The sequence below is a fragment of the Paenibacillus xanthanilyticus genome (assembly GCF_042682185.1).
Lineage (GTDB): Bacteria > Bacillota > Bacilli > Paenibacillales > Paenibacillaceae > Paenibacillus_Z > Paenibacillus_Z xanthanilyticus.
Genome location: NZ_JBHUHA010000002.1, coordinates 1104021 through 1121784, shown reverse-complemented (window position 1 = coordinate 1121784; position 17764 = coordinate 1104021). Strand labels below are relative to the sequence as shown.

15 protein-coding genes and 1 other annotated feature are annotated in these 17764 nt (G+C 60.5%); of the genes, 10 read left to right on the top strand and 5 right to left on the bottom strand.

Annotated elements, in window-relative coordinates; all coding sequences use genetic code 11:
* Nucleotides 1-74 precede the first annotated feature (74 nt).
* The 5 genes from ACFSKT_RS22120 (at nt 75) to ACFSKT_RS22100 (ending at nt 6740) form a co-directional block, all read left to right on the top strand.
* A complete protein-coding gene (locus tag ACFSKT_RS22120) occupies nt 75-1217 on the top strand; it encodes a sugar ABC transporter substrate-binding protein (RefSeq protein ID WP_377716470.1) in 1143 nt (380 codons plus the stop codon).
* Between the two features lie 96 nt (nt 1218-1313).
* Entirely contained in the window at nt 1314-2834 is a 1521-nt protein-coding gene (locus tag ACFSKT_RS22115) for a sugar ABC transporter ATP-binding protein (RefSeq protein WP_377716472.1), read from the top strand.
* Entirely contained in the window at nt 2831-3826 is a 996-nt protein-coding gene (locus ACFSKT_RS22110) for an ABC transporter permease (RefSeq protein WP_377716473.1), read from the top strand. Before ACFSKT_RS22115 ends, ACFSKT_RS22110 begins: the two co-directional genes overlap by 4 nt.
* Before the next feature lie 124 nt (nt 3827-3950).
* Nucleotides 3951-4180: a binding site (T-box leader), on the top strand.
* Nucleotides 4181-4229: 49 nt separating this feature from the next.
* A complete protein-coding gene (argS, locus tag ACFSKT_RS22105; RefSeq protein ID WP_377716475.1) occupies nt 4230-5960 on the top strand; it encodes an arginine--tRNA ligase in 1731 nt (576 codons plus the stop codon).
* 27 nt (nt 5961-5987) lie between these two features.
* Nucleotides 5988-6740, top strand: a complete 753-nt coding sequence (locus ACFSKT_RS22100; protein WP_377716476.1) for a hypothetical protein — start codon at nt 5988-5990, stop codon at nt 6738-6740.
* Nucleotides 6741-6835: 95 nt separating this feature from the next.
* Here the strand turns inward: ACFSKT_RS22100 and ACFSKT_RS22095 are convergent, their stop codons facing one another.
* Nucleotides 6836-7372 (bottom strand): NAD(P)H-dependent oxidoreductase, encoded by a 537-nt coding sequence (locus ACFSKT_RS22095; RefSeq protein ID WP_377716478.1) that lies wholly within the window; start codon nt 7370-7372, stop codon nt 6836-6838.
* Nucleotides 7373-7469: 97 nt separating this feature from the next.
* On the bottom strand, nt 7470-7838 hold the full coding sequence (locus tag ACFSKT_RS22090) for a winged helix-turn-helix transcriptional regulator (protein WP_377716480.1): 369 nt from the start codon (nt 7836-7838) through the stop codon (nt 7470-7472).
* Between the two features lie 190 nt (nt 7839-8028).
* On the opposite strand from ACFSKT_RS22090, the gene ACFSKT_RS22085 reads away from it, so the two are divergent.
* From ACFSKT_RS22085 to ACFSKT_RS22075, 3 genes are read left to right on the top strand one after another with little or no spacing between them, the layout of a single operon-like run.
* Nucleotides 8029-8415: a CidA/LrgA family protein gene (locus ACFSKT_RS22085; protein ID WP_377716481.1), complete on the top strand. Its 387-nt coding sequence runs from the start codon at nt 8029-8031 to the stop codon at nt 8413-8415.
* Nucleotides 8402-9094: an LrgB family protein gene (locus tag ACFSKT_RS22080; protein ID WP_377716483.1), complete on the top strand. Its 693-nt coding sequence runs from the start codon at nt 8402-8404 to the stop codon at nt 9092-9094. Before ACFSKT_RS22085 ends, ACFSKT_RS22080 begins: the two co-directional genes overlap by 14 nt.
* A 29-nt stretch (nt 9095-9123) precedes the next feature.
* Nucleotides 9124-9762: a YdcF family protein gene (locus tag ACFSKT_RS22075; protein WP_377716485.1), complete on the top strand. Its 639-nt coding sequence runs from the start codon at nt 9124-9126 to the stop codon at nt 9760-9762.
* A gap of 19 nt (nt 9763-9781) precedes the next feature.
* Here ACFSKT_RS22075 and ACFSKT_RS22070 read toward each other — a convergent pair whose 3' ends face one another.
* The 3 genes from ACFSKT_RS22070 to ACFSKT_RS22060 all read right to left on the bottom strand — a co-directional run bounded on the left by ACFSKT_RS22070 (nt 9782) and on the right by ACFSKT_RS22060 (nt 14954).
* A complete protein-coding gene (locus ACFSKT_RS22070; protein WP_377716486.1) occupies nt 9782-10825 on the bottom strand; it encodes a hypothetical protein in 1044 nt (347 codons plus the stop codon).
* Nucleotides 10826-11442: 617 nt separating this feature from the next.
* On the bottom strand, nt 11443-13254 hold the full coding sequence (locus ACFSKT_RS22065) for a sensor histidine kinase (protein ID WP_377716488.1): 1812 nt from the start codon (nt 13252-13254) through the stop codon (nt 11443-11445).
* Nucleotides 13251-14954: a response regulator gene (locus ACFSKT_RS22060; RefSeq protein WP_377716489.1), complete on the bottom strand. Its 1704-nt coding sequence runs from the start codon at nt 14952-14954 to the stop codon at nt 13251-13253. The genes ACFSKT_RS22065 and ACFSKT_RS22060 overlap by 4 nt, the downstream gene beginning before the upstream one ends.
* 252 nt (nt 14955-15206) lie before the next feature.
* On the opposite strand from ACFSKT_RS22060, the gene ACFSKT_RS22055 reads away from it, so the two are divergent.
* Both ACFSKT_RS22055 and ACFSKT_RS22050 read left to right on the top strand, forming a co-directional pair.
* Nucleotides 15207-16643 carry an extracellular solute-binding protein gene (locus tag ACFSKT_RS22055; protein WP_377716491.1) on the top strand — a complete coding sequence of 479 codons (1437 nt, stop codon included), beginning with the start codon at nt 15207-15209 and terminating at the stop codon, nt 16641-16643.
* A gap of 184 nt (nt 16644-16827) precedes the next feature.
* On the top strand, nt 16828-17724 hold the full coding sequence (locus ACFSKT_RS22050; protein ID WP_452474002.1) for a carbohydrate ABC transporter permease: 897 nt from the start codon (nt 16828-16830) through the stop codon (nt 17722-17724).
* Nucleotides 17725-17764: the final 40 nt, after the last annotated feature.

Sequence of the window (17764 nt, the reverse complement as noted above, 5' to 3'; positions counted from 1 at the left end):
GTTATTGACGCATCTTAGTATATCCTATAGGATTACTAGTATTACATAGAAGCAAGGTATAGGAGGGTTCTACTATGAACAAGAAGTTTCGGGGGCTGATCGGGCTTGCGCTCGCGGCGGTCATCGTGATCTCGGGCTGCGGCCAGCAGAACGGCGGCAACAATGCGAACAACGGCGGCAGCGCGAACGGAGGCGAAGCGGCGGCGAGCGCAACGGCGGAGATCGCGAACTTGCCGGCGGCGATCAAGGATAAAGCGATCAAGGTGAAGGTTATTCGCAAAATCGGCGGCGACGATCATACGGCGCAATTCCTGGCCGGCGCGAAACAAGAGGGCGAAGCGCTGGGCTTCAAGGTCGACACGTTCACGGCGAACGGCGATACGGCCAAATTCCTTGACGCGCTGGAGCAGGCGGCGGACAGCGATTATGACGGCGTCGTCATCTCGCATGGCGACGACCCGGCGACGGTCGAAGCGGTGAAGAAGCTGCGCGAGAAAGGCAAGCAAGTCGTGGCGTTCGATTCCAACGCCGAACTGGCGAACGTGGAAGGCGTGACGCTGACGAGCCAGAAGGACGAGGCGCTGGCGCAGTTCGCGCTCGACCAGCTCGTGAAGGAGCAGGGCACGGACGCGAAGATCGTCTACCTGTGGGTCGACGGCTTCCCGCCGATGGTGCGCCGCAACACGGTATATCAAGACGTGCTGGCGAAGAACCCGGGCATTAAAGAAGTCGAGCGCTTCGGCGTGGCGACGGCGAATACGTCGGTCGAGACGCAGAACGCCGTGACCGCGATGCTGGCAAAGCACCCGAAAGGCGAGATCGACGCGATCTTCGCGACGTGGGATGCCTTCGCAACCGGCGCGGCGCGCGCGCTGATCGAAGCGGGACGCACCGAGATCAAGATCTACGGGATCGACGTCTCCAATGCCGACCTGCAGCTGATGCAGGAAGCGAACAGTCCGTGGGTGTCCACGGCGGCGGTTGATCCGAAGATGATCGGCGCGGTCGATCTGCGGCTGCTGGCGAAGAAGATCGCGGGCGAAGAGACGCCGGCTTCTTACGATCTGGAGGCCGCGAACATCGAGCAGGCGAAGCTTAAAGAATCCGCAGAGCCGGTGAACATGGTCACGTTGGCCGACATCATCCCGGGCTGGGGCCAGACGGACGCCTTCGAAGAGGATTGGATGAAGGCGCTCAAAGAAGCGAACGCCAAGTAATTGAACGCGGGTCCCCGGCGGACCACAACCTTAGCAGCGCTCCTATCCCTTACGGATAGGGGCGCTCTATCCTGTTTAGAGGGGATGGCGAGACTAATGATGCAGCAGCAGGCCGCAAGGCTGGAGATGAAACGGATTTCGATCGCTTTCCCGGGCGTGCAGGCGCTCAGCGAGGTCGACTTTGCAGCCGAAGGCGGTCGGGCGCACGCGCTCATCGGCGCGAACGGCGCCGGCAAATCGACGCTGATGAAAGTGCTGGCGGGCGCTTACGGGCATTATACCGGCACGATCCATATCGACGGTCAAGAGGCGGCAATCCGCACGCCGAAGGACGCGAAGCGGCATGGGGTCCAGATCGTCTACCAAGAGGTGGACACGGCGCTTATACCGAATTTGACCGTGGCGGAGAACATTATGCTCGAGCGCACGGTTCACGATATGAAAGGACGCCAATGGATCAACTGGGGCGAGCTGCACCGGTCGGCGCAGGCCGTGCTGGAGCGGATGAACGTTCGGGTGCCGACGCGAAAGCTGGTGCAGGAGCTGACGCTGGCGGAGAAGCAGATGGTGCTTATCGCCCGGTCGATGACGCTGGAATGCCGCTTCCTCGTGCTGGACGAGCCGACCGCGCCGCTCAGCCGCGCCGAGACCGAGCAGCTGTTCAAGCTCGTCCGGCTGCTGAAGGATCAAGGCGTGGGCGTCATATTCATCTCGCACCGGCTGCCGGAGCTGTACGAGATCTGTGAGGACATTACGATCATGCGCGACGGCAAGCTGGTCATCCAAGACGAGATCGCCAACATTCCGCAGCAGCGGGTCGTCGAGCATATGCTCGGGGCGAAGATGGATGGTCAGTTCCCCAGCGTCCGGCGCGAGATCGGCGACATTGGCTTCGAGGCGAAACATATCGTGGACCCGGGCAAGGTCGGTGGCGTAAGCCTGGCGGTGCGCGCGGGCGAAATCGTCGGTCTCGCGGGGCTAGTCGGCGCGGGCAAGACCGAGCTGTGCCGGGCGTTGTTCGGCGCTTCGCCGTCGGCGACGGGCGATATCATCGTGCGCGGGCGGAAGCTGCGGGTCGGCTCGCCGCATGACGCGGTGCGCGGGGGACTCGCGCTCGTACCGGAGGAACGCCGACGCGAAGGCGTCTTCGTCGGCGAATCGGTCGGAGATAACTTGACGGCCGCCGTCTTGTCGCGGTTCACCGCTTGGGGCTCTTGGCTGAGCCGGAAGAAGGAGAACGCCGCGGCGGCGGAGATGATCGCGAGCCTCGGCATCAAGACGCCGAGCGAGCGGGCGCTCGTGCGCAATCTCTCCGGCGGCAATCAGCAGAAGGTCGCGATCGGCAAGTGGCTGCTCGCGGACGCGGACGTGTACATTTTCGACGAGCCGACCAAAGGGGTGGACGTCGGCGCGAAGCGCGACATCTACGAGCTGGTGGCGGGCCTTGCGGCGCGGGGCAAATGCGTCTTGTACGCATCCAGCGAACTGCCCGAGATGCTCGGACTGACGGACCGCATGTATGTCATGTATGACGGCGCCATCCGCAAGGAGCTGGTGACAAAGGATACCAGCGAGGAAGAAATTTTGCTCTACAGCACGGGAGGTATGGCGAAATGAAAACGACGGTCGAGCTTCGCGAGAAACGCGCGTTCAATGCGGTCGAATTGTTGTACAAATACGGGACGATCCTGACGATCCTCGTGCTGGTGGCGGTATTCGGCACGATGGCGGACGGCTTCCTGAACGGGTCTAATCTTATCAATATTTTGCGCTCCATCTCCATCGTCACGATAATCGCGATCGGTCTCACGGTCTCGCTTGCGGTCGGCGGGTTCGATCTGTCTGTCGGCTCGGCGGCTACGCTCGCCAACGCGGTCGTCATCTCGATGTTCGTCTGGCACGGACAAAACCTGTTCGTCGGCATCGCGGTCGCGGTCGCCATCTGTCTGGTGATCGGGCTGTTGAACGCGTTCCTGGTGACCAGCTTCAACATTCAAGACATGCTCATGACGCTGGCGACGATGTTCGTCATCCAGGGCGTGGCGCTCACCTATACGAAGGGCGCGACGATATCGGAAAATATGGTCATGCCAAGCGGCGATTTCGCGACGGGACTTATTCCCGATGTCTTCTCGAAGCTCGGCTCCGTGCCGTGGATCATCATCATTATGCTGATCGCGGTGGCTGCGGTGCACGTGTTCTTGAACTATACGAAGCATGGCCGCTACATGTACATGATCGGCGGGAATGCGGAGGCCGCGAAGCTGTCGGGCATTGCGGTGAAACGCTACCGGCTGGCCGCCTATCTCCTCTCCGCGCTGTTCGCGGGCGTCGGCGGCATCGTGCTTGCGGCGCGGGTCATGACTGCGGAAGTGAATGCGGGCGCGCCTTATCTGATGGACGCGGTCGCGGCGGCGTTCATCGGCTTCTCCGTCTTCGGGGCTGGCAAGCCGAACGCCTTCGGCACGTTCGTCGGCGCGGTGCTCATCGGCATTTTGTCCAATGGACTGGTCATGTTGTCCGTGCCCTATTACGCGATGGATATCGTGAAAGGCTCGGTGCTGGCGCTGGCGCTGGCCATAACGTACTATAAGCGGAAACATGCATGAGCTGAGGCCGGCTGCGGGAGACGCGGTCGGCTTTTGTTCGTTTGGCGGCGACGGCAGCATGGGTGAACCAGTCTTGCCAATGTGCGAATTTTGTGATAATTTATCTCCAAGTTCATTCATAGCGTAAATGTTGAAGAACGGGAGAGTACTCTGCGTGGCGCAGTCTTAGCGAGCCGGGTTGGTGGGAGCCGGTACGCGCGCATGGAGGAAGCGGACCCGGGAGATGATTCGCCGACAGCCGCGCCGCGGTCGTAGGCGAATCCGGTCAAGGGCCGTTATCCCGATCGAGCGGCCGTCCTTCGGGAGCGGCACTTAGAGTGGCACCGCGGGAACCAACAGGCTCTCGTCTCTTAAGAGACGGGGGCTTTTTTGCGTTTGAAATCGACCAAGGGAGTGCAAGGACATGCAGAAGATGAGAGCCATTATTGCGCGGGAAATAACGAAATTGCTCGAAAACGCCGAGGCTTCGGAAATCGAGAGTCTGATCGAATATCCGCCGAATCCGGAGATGGGAGACTTGTCGCTCCCTTGTTTTAAGCTGAGCAAGCAGCTGCGCAAGCCGCCGCAGGCGATCGCCGAGGAGCTGAAGTCGCGGATCGGGCTGGATAGCTTCGCTCGGGTAGAGGCCGTCTCCGGGTACTTGAACTTCTATCTGGACGGCGCGCGGTTCGCGTCGTCGGTCATCAGCGAAGCGCTTACGCAGGGAGACCGTTACGGCTCGCGAAATATCGGCGAAGGCGGGAAGGTGGTCATCGATTATTCGTCGCCCAACATCGCCAAGCCGTTCCACATCGCGCATCTGCGTTCGACGGTGATCGGCCATGCGCTGTACCGCATTCATGAATTTCTCGGCTTCGATTGCGTCGGCGTGAACCATCTTGGAGACTGGGGCACGCAATTCGGCAAGTTGATCGTGGCATACCGTCAATGGGGCGATGCAGCGGAGGTCGAAAGTGACGGGATCGACGAACTGCTGCGTTTGTACGTGAAGTTCCACGATGAAGCCGAGCGCGACCCATCGCTGGAAGATCAGGCGCGGAACTGGTTCGTGCGCATGGAGCAGGGGGACGAGGAAGCGCTGACGCTGTGGCGCCGTTTCGTCGACATCAGCTTGGCGGAGTTTAAGCGGATCTATGAGCTGCTCGGCGTCTCGTTCGATTCGTATACGGGAGAGAGCTTTTACAACGGCCGCATGGAGGCGGTCGTCGCGGAGCTTCGCGAGAAAGCGCTGCTCGAGGAAGACAACGGCGCTTGGCTCGTGCGGCTGGATGCCTACGACATGCCGCCCGCGCTCATTCTGAAGAAGGATGGCAGCTCGCTCTATCATACGCGCGACATAACGGCAGCGCTGTACCGCAAAGCAACATACGATTTTCGCAAGGCGATATACGTGACGGATTACGCGCAAAACCTTCATTTCGCGCAATGGTTCAAGGTCGTCGAGCTGATGGGGTACGGCTGGGCGAAGGACCTCGTCCATGTGCCGTTCGGCCGAGTCAGCTTGGAAGGCGCCAGCCTATCCACGCGTAGGGGCAACGTGCTGAAATTGGAGGATGTGTTGAACCAAGCAATCGCCAAAACGCGCGAGATTATGGAAGCCCGTCCCCAGCCGATCGCGGATGTCGAGACGGTGTCCCGACAGGTTGGCGTCGGCGCGGTCATCTTTCACGATCTGGGCTCCAGCCGGATCAAGGACATCGATTTCAAGTGGGAGGACGTGCTCAATTTCGAGGGCGAGAGCGGTCCGTACGTGCAGTATACGCATGCGCGCGCATGCAGCGTGCTGGCGAAGGCGGAAGCAGCCGGGCTTGCTTTATGCGAGATCGGGCAGCAGGCACCTGGCGAAGCGGTGTTGGGGGCGCTGCCGATCAACGAAGCGACCGTGCGACTGGCGAAGGAGCTGTCGCTGTTCGGCGAGCGGGTGGAGCTGGCGATGCACAAGCTGGAGCCGTCCATCGTCGCGCGCTGCTTGGTCGACGTCGCGCAGGCGTTCAACCGTTTCTATCACGAATGCCGCATTATGGCGGAGGAGGATGGCGTACGGACGGCACGGTTGGCGCTCGTGCAGGCGGCGAAGCTTACGCTCGCCAATGGACTGCGGCTGATCGGGCTGGAAGCGCCGGAGAAGATCTAAGATGCGGGGGAAGGGGAGAAACCGGCGATGAACATTGAAATCCGTCACTTGAGCGCTCATGCCGTGCCCCGCATTTTTCATGAATTTCAAATGATCGATGCGATTCGGGATTTCGAACTGACGATGGAGCCTGGGAAGGTCTATGGGATCGTCGGATCGATCGGGTCCGGCGGCTGGCTGCTCAGTTGGCTGCTCGCCGGGCGCGAACCTATACTGACGGAACTGCTGGAGATGTCGAAGAGGTCGATCAACGTGGATGGAAGAGCCGCGGACAACGCGATGCTGCAGCGCATTTCATGTTATATCGGCGAAGGGGTAGCGGAATTTCCTTACCGGATATTCCACTCGTATCCGTCGGCGCTGACGCGACTACTGCGACGCGTCAAGACGGTCGCGGAGCAGATCGAGACCGGACTATCCCTGAGCGGAAGCCATCTGACACTGCGCGACGTCGCGGAGCTATTCGAGCTATCAGGGGCGGAAATGCGCGATCCCGCCAACGGACGCATCCATCGGCCCCTTGAATTCAACAGCAGGGAACGTTGGAGGGCTTCGCTGGCAATCGGGTATGCGTTTGGGAAGAAACTCTACTGCGCGCCGTGGATCGAGCCCCATGGCATCGACGATCTGCTCAGCCGCTACAACCGCAGGTTCGTCAACATCGTGCGCGATGAAGGCGCTACGGTGGTAATTCCGGTGAGCAGCGAAGCGCATGTGGCTGACATCGCGGATCATATCTCGTATTTGAAGCCATGGAGGCCGCTGGATGCGGATGAATAGCTGCAGAAACGCGCCAAAAAGCTGCCGTTCCGCGTACTGCGGACCGGCAGCTTACAGGTTTCACGCCTACAAGTCATCTTGCATTCGGCTAGTTTTTACACGGTTACGTGCTCGGACGTCACGAATTTCGCATAGTCCTGCGCGCTGCGTGCCAGCTCCTCGTCCGTCACGTTGCCGACGTCGCTTAGCGAGAAGATCGGCAGATAAGAGGCGCCGACGTAATGGGCTGTACCTTCGAACGGGCGGAGAAACTCCCGGATCGTGAAGCGATTAGGACCGTCCGTCGCATAGGCCGCGGCGGGGCCGTACGTGGAGACGGCGACGCCGAACTGTTTGCCTTTCAGCTTGCCGCCGTCCGGTCCGTATGCCCAGCCGTATGTGAACACCTCGTCGAGCCATTGCTTGAGAAGCGGCGGCGAGCTGTACCAGTAGAGCGGGAACTGGAGGACGATGCGGTCGTGCGCTTCCAGCAGCTGTTGTTCGCGGGCGACGTCGATCGCCCGATCGGGATAGGCCTCGTACAGCTTATGCACCGTTACGCTGTCGGCGTGCTGCTCGAGCTCCTCGGACCAGGCGCGGTTAATGCGGGAGGCGGACAAATTCGGGTGCACGACAAGGACTAACGTTTTCATCTTCGATCATCTCCTGTACGGATCATTTTTGCTTCCTTGTTATCTACGATACATAATATGCTGAAGAAAAGTAAGTACGCACTTTTTGGTGCAATACTCACCGATTGGAAAGTATGCCCTCGCGGTCGGGCAGTCTGAAATGCTCGCCCCACTCGTTTAGTCTGTCGAGGATCGGGAGCAGTCCAAGGCCGAGCCCGGTCAGTTCGTACTCCACTTTCGGCGGCACGACGGGATACACGTAGCGCCGCACGATGCCGATCTCTTCCAGTTCGCGCAGTTGTTGGGCCAGCATTTTGTGCGTGATGCCCGGGATGCTCGATTTTAGTTCCCCGTATCTTTTCTTGTCCTCGCGCAGCTTCCAGATGATCGTCATTTTCCATCGGCCGGCTAGCAGCGAGATCGACAGCTCGGTCGCGCAGGGGAAGTTTTTACCGTTAAAACCGTATTGGGCGTTCGCATCGGACATCTTCGTTCACTTCCTTTCGGCAAGCGTGAAGCGTGCTTGTGGTGCAAGTATAGGCGTTTGGGCAAAAATTGTAAATCGGACTATAAGCGCGAAAATGTCCCGTGCAGCAGCCGGAATCGCGCTATAATAGGGGCAATGTGTAAGACATCGAGGGTGGAAGGGCAGCAAGCTGCCGGTTGGGGAGGAAACGATGATGAGAGGCTTTGCGATATTGCTCGGCTTTTGGCTGGCGGGAGAAGGCATCGTGTACGCGACGGAAGCGCCGCTGCCGGGTCAGGTGGTCGGCATGCTGCTGCTGTTGATCGCGCTGCTGCGCGGCTGGGTAAAGGAAGCATGGATGAAGGATGCGGCGGACTTGCTGTTCTCGCGAATGATGCTGTTCTTCGCGCCGGTCATTGCCGGGGTGATGATTTATATGCCGATCATTCGGGCGCACTGGCTGCCCGTGGCGGGCGCGGTGCTTCTCGGTACGCTCGGCGTGCTGGCCGCGACGGGCGGGGCGGTGACGGCGATGACGGCGATGACCTCGCGCAGGCGGGATCGCGCGCGGAAGGAGGATTACCATGTGGGGGCATGAATTGTGGGCGAAGCCGGTGTTCGGCGTGGCGCTGACGGTCGGCATTTTCGAGCTGTCCTATTATTTGTCGGGCAAATACCGGCGCATCCATCCGCTGCTGCTCTGCTCCGCGCTGCTCATCGCGATCTTGACGCTGCTCGATATCCCGTACGAGGATTACAATAACGGCGGGCAGTGGATTACGTTCCTGCTCGGTCCGGCGACGGTGGCGCTGGCGCTGCCCTTGTACCGCAACTGGCAGCGGATCATGGCGGAGTGGAAGGTGCTGCTCCTGGGCGTCGTGTTCGGCGCGATCGTCAGCCTGGCGGCCAATGCCGGCATCGTCTTCCTGCTGGGCGGCGACCGGGCGCTGGCCGCGGCGATGATGCCGAAGTCGGCGACGACGCCGATCGCGATCGAGCTCGTGCGGCTGTATGGCGGCGTGCCGGAGCTGGGGGCGGTGTTCACCGTGCTGACGGGCTTGTTCGGCAGTCTCGTCGGCGTCTCGTTCCTCCGGCTGATCGGCATCCGCGGCGACAAGGCGATCGGTCTTGCGGTCGGCACCGCGGCGCACGGGATCGGCACGGCCAAGGTGATGCGGGACTCCGAGACGCAGGGCGCGTATTCCGGCTTGGCGATGGGGTTGATGGGCGTTGTGCTGACGCTGCTGTCGGTGCCGCTGACGCTGTGGTTTTTCTAGTTAAGGCATAGAAAAGGAGATTCAACCCAATGTGGAACCTGCGAAACCGCTTCTTCCAATGGTCACTGCGCATCATCGCCCTCGCAGCGGCCGCCATGCTGGCGTTCTCCGCCTACTCGGCTTACGCCATCTGGACGTACGGCGAGACGAACGAAAGGGTACGCGCGGATGCGGCCGTCGTGCTCGGCGCCGCCGCCTGGGGCGATGAGCCGTCGCCGGTGCTGCGAGAGCGGGTGAACCATGCGATCCTTTTGTACAAGGAAGGGTATGCGAAGCTGCTCATCTTCACCGGTGGCCGGGCGGCTGCGGACAACCAAGCGGAGTCGGAGGTGGCGCGCAGCTACGCGATCCGGCAAGGCGTGCCCGCCTCGGCCATCCGGATCGAGACCCAATCGACCATTACGGAGCAAAATATGTCTTATGCGTACGAGCTGGGCGTCCAGGAAGGGGTTCGTTCGTGGACGATCGTCAGCGATCCTCTACATATGAAGCGCGCGATGATCATGGCAAAGCATGCGGGCATGGAAGAGGTCTACGCCTCTCCCACGCAAACGTCCGCCTATCAGTCGACGAAGAGCAAGCTTCCTTTTCTGCTGCGCGAAGTGTTCTACTATACCGGCTACCGGATCACGCTGCCTGTACGGAGAGCGTTGGGTTATGGGCTCTGAACGCGTGGAGGGAACCTCATCACGCCTTCAACTGCTCCAGCAATCGGCCGAGCGCGCCCTGCTCCTGCTCTTTTAGGCTCCCTAACCGGTCTTGAATTTGGGCATAGATCGCCTCGTCCGCCTTCCCTCTTATGAACGCCTTGATGAGTTGATTCCGTATGCCGAAGCTCTGCTCCTGCAGCTCCGCATAGTCCGCAATCAGCTCCTCCGGGTGCTCCAAATAGCCTTCCGCATGCATAAAACGCAAACGATCCAGCATGACCTGCTTGTGCTCCATAACCAGATGAAGCTGCCGGACGCCGTTGCGGTTGACCAGATTGGGGTCGTTCGTCCGCTCGGCCTCGAAATAGTTCCGCAGCGAATCATAGGTGCGCAGTCCGAACGAATAGCGGTCCACGTTGCGATTCATCAAGTTGTGGCTTGTCCGGGAATAAAAATAATTTTCCAGCTGCTGCCGGACGCTCTCCACATTGAACGCGTACGTGTCGGCTGTATTGAACCGGAAAAAAAACATGTGGTCGTCGCGCTGCTCTTTGCGGGCGACTTTGTCGCGTATCGATGTATACGCGCGCTCCAGATCCGCGAACGAGGTAACATGCTTCCCGAAGGTCATCGCTTGGCCGAAGCCTGCCGTAAGGAACGCCTGCTGCTCCCGGTCGTACCCGTAGACCAGCATGTGATGCGGACAGTAATAGGTCTGATAAGCATGGCGGCTGGGAATGTAATATTCATCGATGAATAAGACGGGGTAGTACTTCAAGTCGATGCAATGGATTAAGTAGTCGGCGAGTCGCTCGCCCGTCAGCGCGGAGGCAAGCTCGAAATTGAGATTGCAGCTGCTTAAGAACGGATTGTTGGAGCGGAATTCATTGCCCCCGCCGCGATAAAAATCAAAGAAAAACTCGGTTCGCTCGTCCAGGAAAAAATCATTGGCGAACACCTCGATAAAATTGCCGACGTACCACGGATACGTTTGTTCATAAGCCGACGTGATGCCCAGCGTGTAGGCCCAGCTCAACAGCCCCCACACGGGCGGTTCTTGAAAAGGAAGCTCTTTTCTCATCAAAGGATCACCTCGTTAAGTTGTACGGCCCCAAAGGCCAATTCCTCCAGCATTCCTCGTATTCATGGTTGTGGAAGCATGCAGTCCGATCGCAAAGGCTATCCATCAGACCGTATTCTCCACAGGCAACAGCCTCCTTCACCGTAAAGGCGTCCAGATGGCGCCGGGCGACGCCTCCAATCGAAATAACCCCCAAGCGGAAAAATAGCGACAAACCAAGCGGCGCCTTCGCGAGACGTCGGCCGTCGAACCCGCACGCATGAGCGCCTCGCTGGACGGCAGCGAAAGCGGTGTGCGAATCTATAACGAATTGTGACACACGCCTGCTAGAGTATGCAATAATTATATTTAGGACCTTATTTTAGCATTTTTGCGAAGCGAAAAAGTGGTCGTCGGACCGGCTGGAAATGGTGGGAGCCATGGCGATCTACCGACATTTTGCCGGGTTTGCGGAAGCCTAAGAAGGAACGCACAAGTCCACCGTTTGTAACGCAAAACAAAAACGCGCGTACCGTTAAGCGGCACGCGCGTTTTTCAATATGCATCGGAGTATGCGATTACTGCTGGTCGGCTCGGCCGGCGGCGGAGCCGGTATCCGTCTCGGCATGCCGAAGGCTTTACCCCGACGCCGGCACCCGAATGACGACGCGCGTGCCCTCCCCCGCCGCGCTGTACAGGTCTACGCCGTACCGCTCGCCGAAATAGTAGCGAATGCGGTCGTGGACGTTTTTGATCCCGATATGGTCCATGTCGAGCGTGTCGGAAGGAGCTGCGAGCCGACTGCGGATCGCCGCCAGCCGCTCCTCGCTCATCCCGGCGCCGTCGTCGGCGACGATGATGCGCATGAGCGTGCCGTCGACCTCGGTGGAGACGGTCAACTGTCCGCTGCCGCTGCGCCGTTCGAGCCCGTGCACGATCGCGTTCTCGATAATCGGCTGCAGCGCGAAATGCAGCACCGGCGTCTGCTCCGTCCCGGCTGCGAGCTCTTCGTCGTATCGCAGCTTGGCGCCGAACCGCATCTGCTGCACCTTGATGTACAGCCGGATGTTCGCCAGCTCCTCGTTCAGCGGCACGACCTCCTTGCCGGTCTGGATGTGGGCCCGGAACAGCCGCCCGAGCAGCCCGACCATCTCTCCAATCTCCCGCTGCCCGGCGATGACCGCCTTCATCTGGATCGATTCGAGCGCGTTGGCGAGAAAATGCGGATTAATCTGGCTTTTGAGCGCGCCGTATTGGGCCATGCGCTGCTGGGCCAGCGTCATGGACGCCCGTTCGATATGCGCCTTGAGGTCCTCGGTCATTTTGCGAATGCCGTTGTACAGCACGCCGAACTCGTCGGATCGGTCGCTCCTCAGCTGGACGTCGAGATTGCCAAGGCCAACCGCGCGCACCTGTCGGCTGAGCATAATAATCGGCTTCGTCACCCGCACGGACAGCAGGAAGAGGAACAGCAGCGCCACGCCGAGCGTGCAGAACGCGAACACGAGCAGGATGAGCCGCAGCCGCTCCGCGTCCTTCGTCATCTCGCGTTCCTCGATATATTGAATGACCTTCCAGCCGGAATACGGCGACGTGGCGAAGTTGAAGAAGGCGCGTTCGCCGCTCATCGGCGCGTAGAAGCTCCCCGTCTGGCTGCCTCTCACCTGCGCGAGCACCGTGCCGTCCGTCTCGGCGCCTCCGCCGTTCTCGTCCATGCCCGACGCATAGACGTAGCTGCCTTTGTTGTCCACGATGAGGAAGTTGTGGTTGCTGTTCTCCGACAGGGCGAGAATCTCCCGCAGCGAGTCGAGCCGGATGTCGACGAGCATGACGCCGAGCGGCTGCTTCGTGCCGGTCTTGTTAATGACGCGTGCGATGGAGATGACCTTCTGGCGCTCCTCGTCCGACGTGCGGCGAAACGGCGTATGCGTGCCGAAAATGACGATTTTCCCCTTGGCGGCGAGCGTCTGCTTGTACCACGTCTCGCTCATGAAATTCGTCTCTTCGTAGCTTGAACGGTCAAAGTTCGCGGAGTAGAACACCCGGCCGCCGGAGTAGATTTGCACGCTGTCGACGTTCTTGATCGTCATCTCGATCGTGCTGACGAACTGCTCGATGACCGCACCGTACTGCAGGCTTTGGCTGACGTCGACCTCCGGATGGAGCAGCCAGCTGGCCAGCGACTCCTGCAGCCGGTTGTCCAGCTGGGCGGTCAGCGTGCCTTTCTCGATGCTCTGCAAATATTGGTCGATATTGAACGAGAGATTGTTCAAGATAAGCGTCGCGCTGCTTTGATACTCGCTCTTGACCGCCTGCAGCGTGAACAGGTAGATGATCCCGGACATGAGGGTCAGCGGTAGCGTAATGACGACGATCGTCAGCACGAAAATTTGCCGGTTGACGCGCTTGAACCGAAGCGGGCGGAGCAGGCCCCGGAGCCGCCCGCTCATGGCTCGATCCCCAGCTGCTTCCGATAGTCGGTCGGCGTCATGCCGGCGACGCTGCGGAACGTCTTCACGAAATGCTTGTAGCTCTTGTACCCGCACATCGCGCACACGTCGGTGATGAACAGGCTCGGGTCTTTCAGCCGATCCTGCGCGTAGCGGATGCGAATCTCGGCGACGAAGGCCAGGTAGTTCTTGTTCAGCTTCGTCTTGAACAGGCGGCTGAGGTAGGAAGGATTATAGAAGAACCGGTCGGCGACCATCTGCAGCGTCACTTCCTGATCGAGATGCTGCCGGACGAACTGTTCAATCTGGGTGAAAATGCGCGCGTCCGCACCGCCTGCTTGCGCGCCGCCGCTCTCCGGACTTGCCGCGATCAGCCGGTCCGTCCAGTCGGCGAGCCAGGCGAACAGGTCTTCGGCCGTCGCGAAATCGTCCGCGAACCCGAGCGTCAGCATGCTGCCGCTGGCGAATTCCTCCACGGCGATGCCGTGACGGTGGGCATACCGTAGCAGGGCGCTGATCAGCTCCTGGAGGAACGCGAGCCATCGGTCCGGCGGCGTATCGGCAGGAAGCTGCCGGACTCCCTCCGCCAGCTTCATCAGCAGCTTGCGCGCGGCAGCGGCGTCGCCCTGCAGCAGGTGCGTCTGCAGCAGCTCCCGGTCCCGCGCGGCGAGCAGCGGCGTCTGCGTCTCGGACGAAGACGGGGCATGCGGCGATGCCGAGCGGAACAAATAAGCCCCATACTGATAATAGCGCTTATACAGCGCTTGCTCAGCTTGCGCGAACGATTGGCGTGCTTCCGCCGCCGTGGCGGTGAGGCTGCCGGCGGCGATATAGATGGCCGCGTCCCGTCCGCGATTCAACGCGGCCAGCGCCGCCTCCGTATCTGCCGTCGCGTGGCTCGATCCGGCCGGCAATTCGGATCGAGCCGCGTCCGTGCTGCGAGGGGCGTCCGTCTCCGCTTCCGACTCGGCCAGCGCAAGGACGAACATTTTGCCGCCGCGGGCATAGGTGAGCAGCTTGTCGGCTACCCGCGTGCCGAGCAGGCGGCTGGCATGGTCGGCGATGAACCGCTGCGCGTCGGCCGACCAGACATCGGGCGATACGGGCAGGGCACCGGGCGGCGAGGGCGCGGTTGCCGCAAACGCGGCATACCGGCGGCTACGGCCGTCTTCCGGATCGGGCATGCCGAGCGCCAGAAGCGCGGGTGCAGGGTCGAAGCCGGGCTCGTCGAGCAGCCGCCTGACGATCTGGCGTTCTTGTTCGCGCCTCCGTTCCTGCTTCAGCTGTTCCGCGCCCTGGAGCAGGAGATCCTCGGCTTGGCGCTGCTTCAGCTTGGCGAGACAGTCCTGAACGGTCGCGAGACTTTCTTCGTATCCAAGCGGCTTAAGCAGGTAAGCCTGGATATTGCCGAGCTTAATCGCTCTCTGGGCGTATTCGAAATCGTTGTAGCCGGTCAAAATGACGAACGCCGCGGATGGCAAATGCGGCCGCAGCCATTCGATCATGGTCAGCCCGTCCATCTGGGGCATGCGAATATCGGTAATTATGAGATCGGGCCGCTCCAGCAGCGCAAGCCGTTCGCCCTGCGCGCCATCCTCCGCTTCTATTATTTGCGTCACGCCGAGCTCGCTCCAGGGGAAGTAATGCTTCAGCCCTTCGCGGATGAGCGGCTCGTCTTCCACGATCATCAGTTTGTACATGGTGCGCGCCCCCAGTTGGATGATAGACGCTTCCGGTGCGGAAGCGCTTCCTGCTATGACTATTATACCGGAGGCGAGCCGTCATTTTGGGAGAAGAATCGCCATTTAGCGCGCCGCGGCGGCAACAGGTCAAAAATGAACCCTAAAAGTAAAAGGACGGGGATTCATCGATAGCCGGCAATGCTCTATGCTTAGGTACAAGAGATGAGATGGCCAATCATTTCGACATATGAAACGCTGGGGGGATCAGCAATGGCAGCAAGAAAGAGAAAAATCGCGTCTTTCATCGCCATCTCGCTCATGACGATGGTCATGGCGGCTTGCAGTTCGAACAATGGCGGAACGAACAACGGCGCCGGGGAGCAAGGCAACGCCGCGGGCAACAATAAGGCGGCTAATGCGGCCGGCGCGGCTGACGAGGCGAACAAGCAGCCGGAGCCCGACCAGGCGAAGCCGGTGGAGATTACGTGGTGGAACTTCCCGACCTACCAGCCGGTGGACGGCGAGGTGGGCAAGTACGAGAAGCAGCTGATCGAAGCGTTCAACGCGAAATACCCCGACATTAAGGTCAACCTCGAGATGATCACCTTCGACGGCGGACCGCAGAAGCTGAACGTCGCCATCGCGACGAACTCCGCGCCGGACGTCATCTATGACGCGCCGGGGCGGATCATCGACTGGGCGAAGAAGGATTTGCTCGCGCCGCTGGACGACATGGTGTCGGGCGAGGTGCGCGGCGATATTGCGGACGCGTTCTGGAAGCAGTCGATGGTCGGCGGCAAGACGTATATGTACCCGATCAACACCGCGCCGTTCATGATGGCGGTGAACAAAACCGTGTTCGAGAAGATCGGCGCGCTGGATCTGCTGCCGCTGGGCCGGCCGGACCGCACGTGGACGTTCGACGAATACAAGAAGGCGCTGCAAGCCGTGAAGGACAAGGCGCCGGACATCATTCCATCCGGCTTCTATGCCAAGAGCCAAGCGGGCGACCAAGGCACGCGCGCTTATCTGGCGAACCTCGGCGTCTCCCGGTTCCTGAACGAGGACAACAGCGCGGTCGCGATCAACACGGACAACGCTGCCGCGGCGCTCGATTGGCTCGCCCAGGCGTCGAAGGAGAAGCTGATCGTGAACGGGGCGGCCTCGCTCGCCGCGGGCGACGTGAACGACCTGTTCCTGCAAGGGAAGCTCGCCTTCAGCATCAACTATTCCGCGGTGCTGCGCGCGCAGAACGCGCCGCTGAAGAAGGCGGAGTTCGAGGACGTGCTGCTGCCGTTCCCGACGCTCGACGGCTCGAAGCCGAAGCTGGAGCCGTATCTGGGCGGCATGGCCATCTTCAATAACGACGACGAAGCCAAAATCGCCGCGTCCAAGAAGCTGATCGACTTCATCGCGAACGATCCGGAGTGGGGCAAGAAGAGCCTGATCCAGACGGGCGGCTTGTCCGTCCGCAACTCCATCACGGGCTTGTACGACGATCCGGAGTACGCGTACTCCGAGCTGGCCCGCCAGTTCATCACCGATCCGCCGACGATCGCGGACGGCTATGCGGAGATTCGCACGTTCTGGTTCCCGGAGCTGCAGCGCGCCATCCTCGGCCAGGCATCCGGCAAGGAAGCGCTGGACGGGTTCGCCGCGAAGGCGAACGACGCGATCGCCAAGGCGAAGGCGTCCGCGGCGAAGTAGCGCACGTAATATCAGCGGACCGCATGGCGTCAAGCGCGATAGCAAGGGGCGTTCGCAGACGGTGGGCAGCCGCCAAATCGCCCTTGCTTCCCGCGCGGCGTCCGCAAACATCATAAGCACGGCCAAGGGCAGCGCGCCAAGCGGTGGGCTGCTCTTTGCCATACGCAAAAAGGGGTGAAATTTCGTGGCTGGAGCGGTTATGAGGCCGAAACGGTACATTTGGCGCGAGTGGCTGACGAGTTATTTGTTCTTGCTGCCGGCGCTGGCATTCTTCCTGCTGTTCGTGGCGTTCCCGATGCTCAAGGGCATCTATATCAGCTTTTTCGACTATACGCTGCGGGACTTCGAGTTCGTCGGCTTGCGCAACTTCAACGTGCTGCTGCATGACGACGTGTTCGCCAAATCGATGTGGAACACGATGCTGATCGTGCTCGTCGCGGTGCCGGCCGTCGTGCTGTTCTCGATCTTCATCTCGATGACGATCTACAAGAAATCGGAGATGCAGCGGTCGTTCTTCCGGGGCGTGTTCTACTTGCCGGCCGTCTCCTCGGTCGTCAGCATCACTGTCGTGTGGGCGTCCATCTACCATCCGAATTACGGCATTCTCAACTACATCACGAGCTTGTTCGGGGCGGAGCCGATCGGGTGGCTGGGGGATACGCGCACGGCGCTGCTGGCCATCATTCTCGTGCTGATCACGACGTCGGTCGGGCAGCCGATCATCCTGTACGTCGCGTCGCTCGGCAACATTCCGACGTCGTACATCGAAGCGGCGCAGATCGACCGGGCGAGCGCGGGGCAGATTTTCCGCAAAATCATCTGGCCGATGCTCATGCCGACCAATCTGTACATTATCGTCATCACGACGATCAACACGTTCCAGGTGTTCGCGATCATCCAATTGCTCACCTCCGGCGGTCCGATGTACGCGACCTCGACGGTCATGTACGGCGTCTACGAGCAGGCGTTCATGCTCGGCAGCTTCGGCCTCGCCTCGGCGATGGGCGTCATCCTGGCGGTCGTAATCGGCATCATCTCGGTCATTCAGTTCAAGTATTTGGGCAGCGAAGTGGAATATTGAGCTGCTTGGTTTGCGTTCGCAATCGGAAGATTGGGAATGC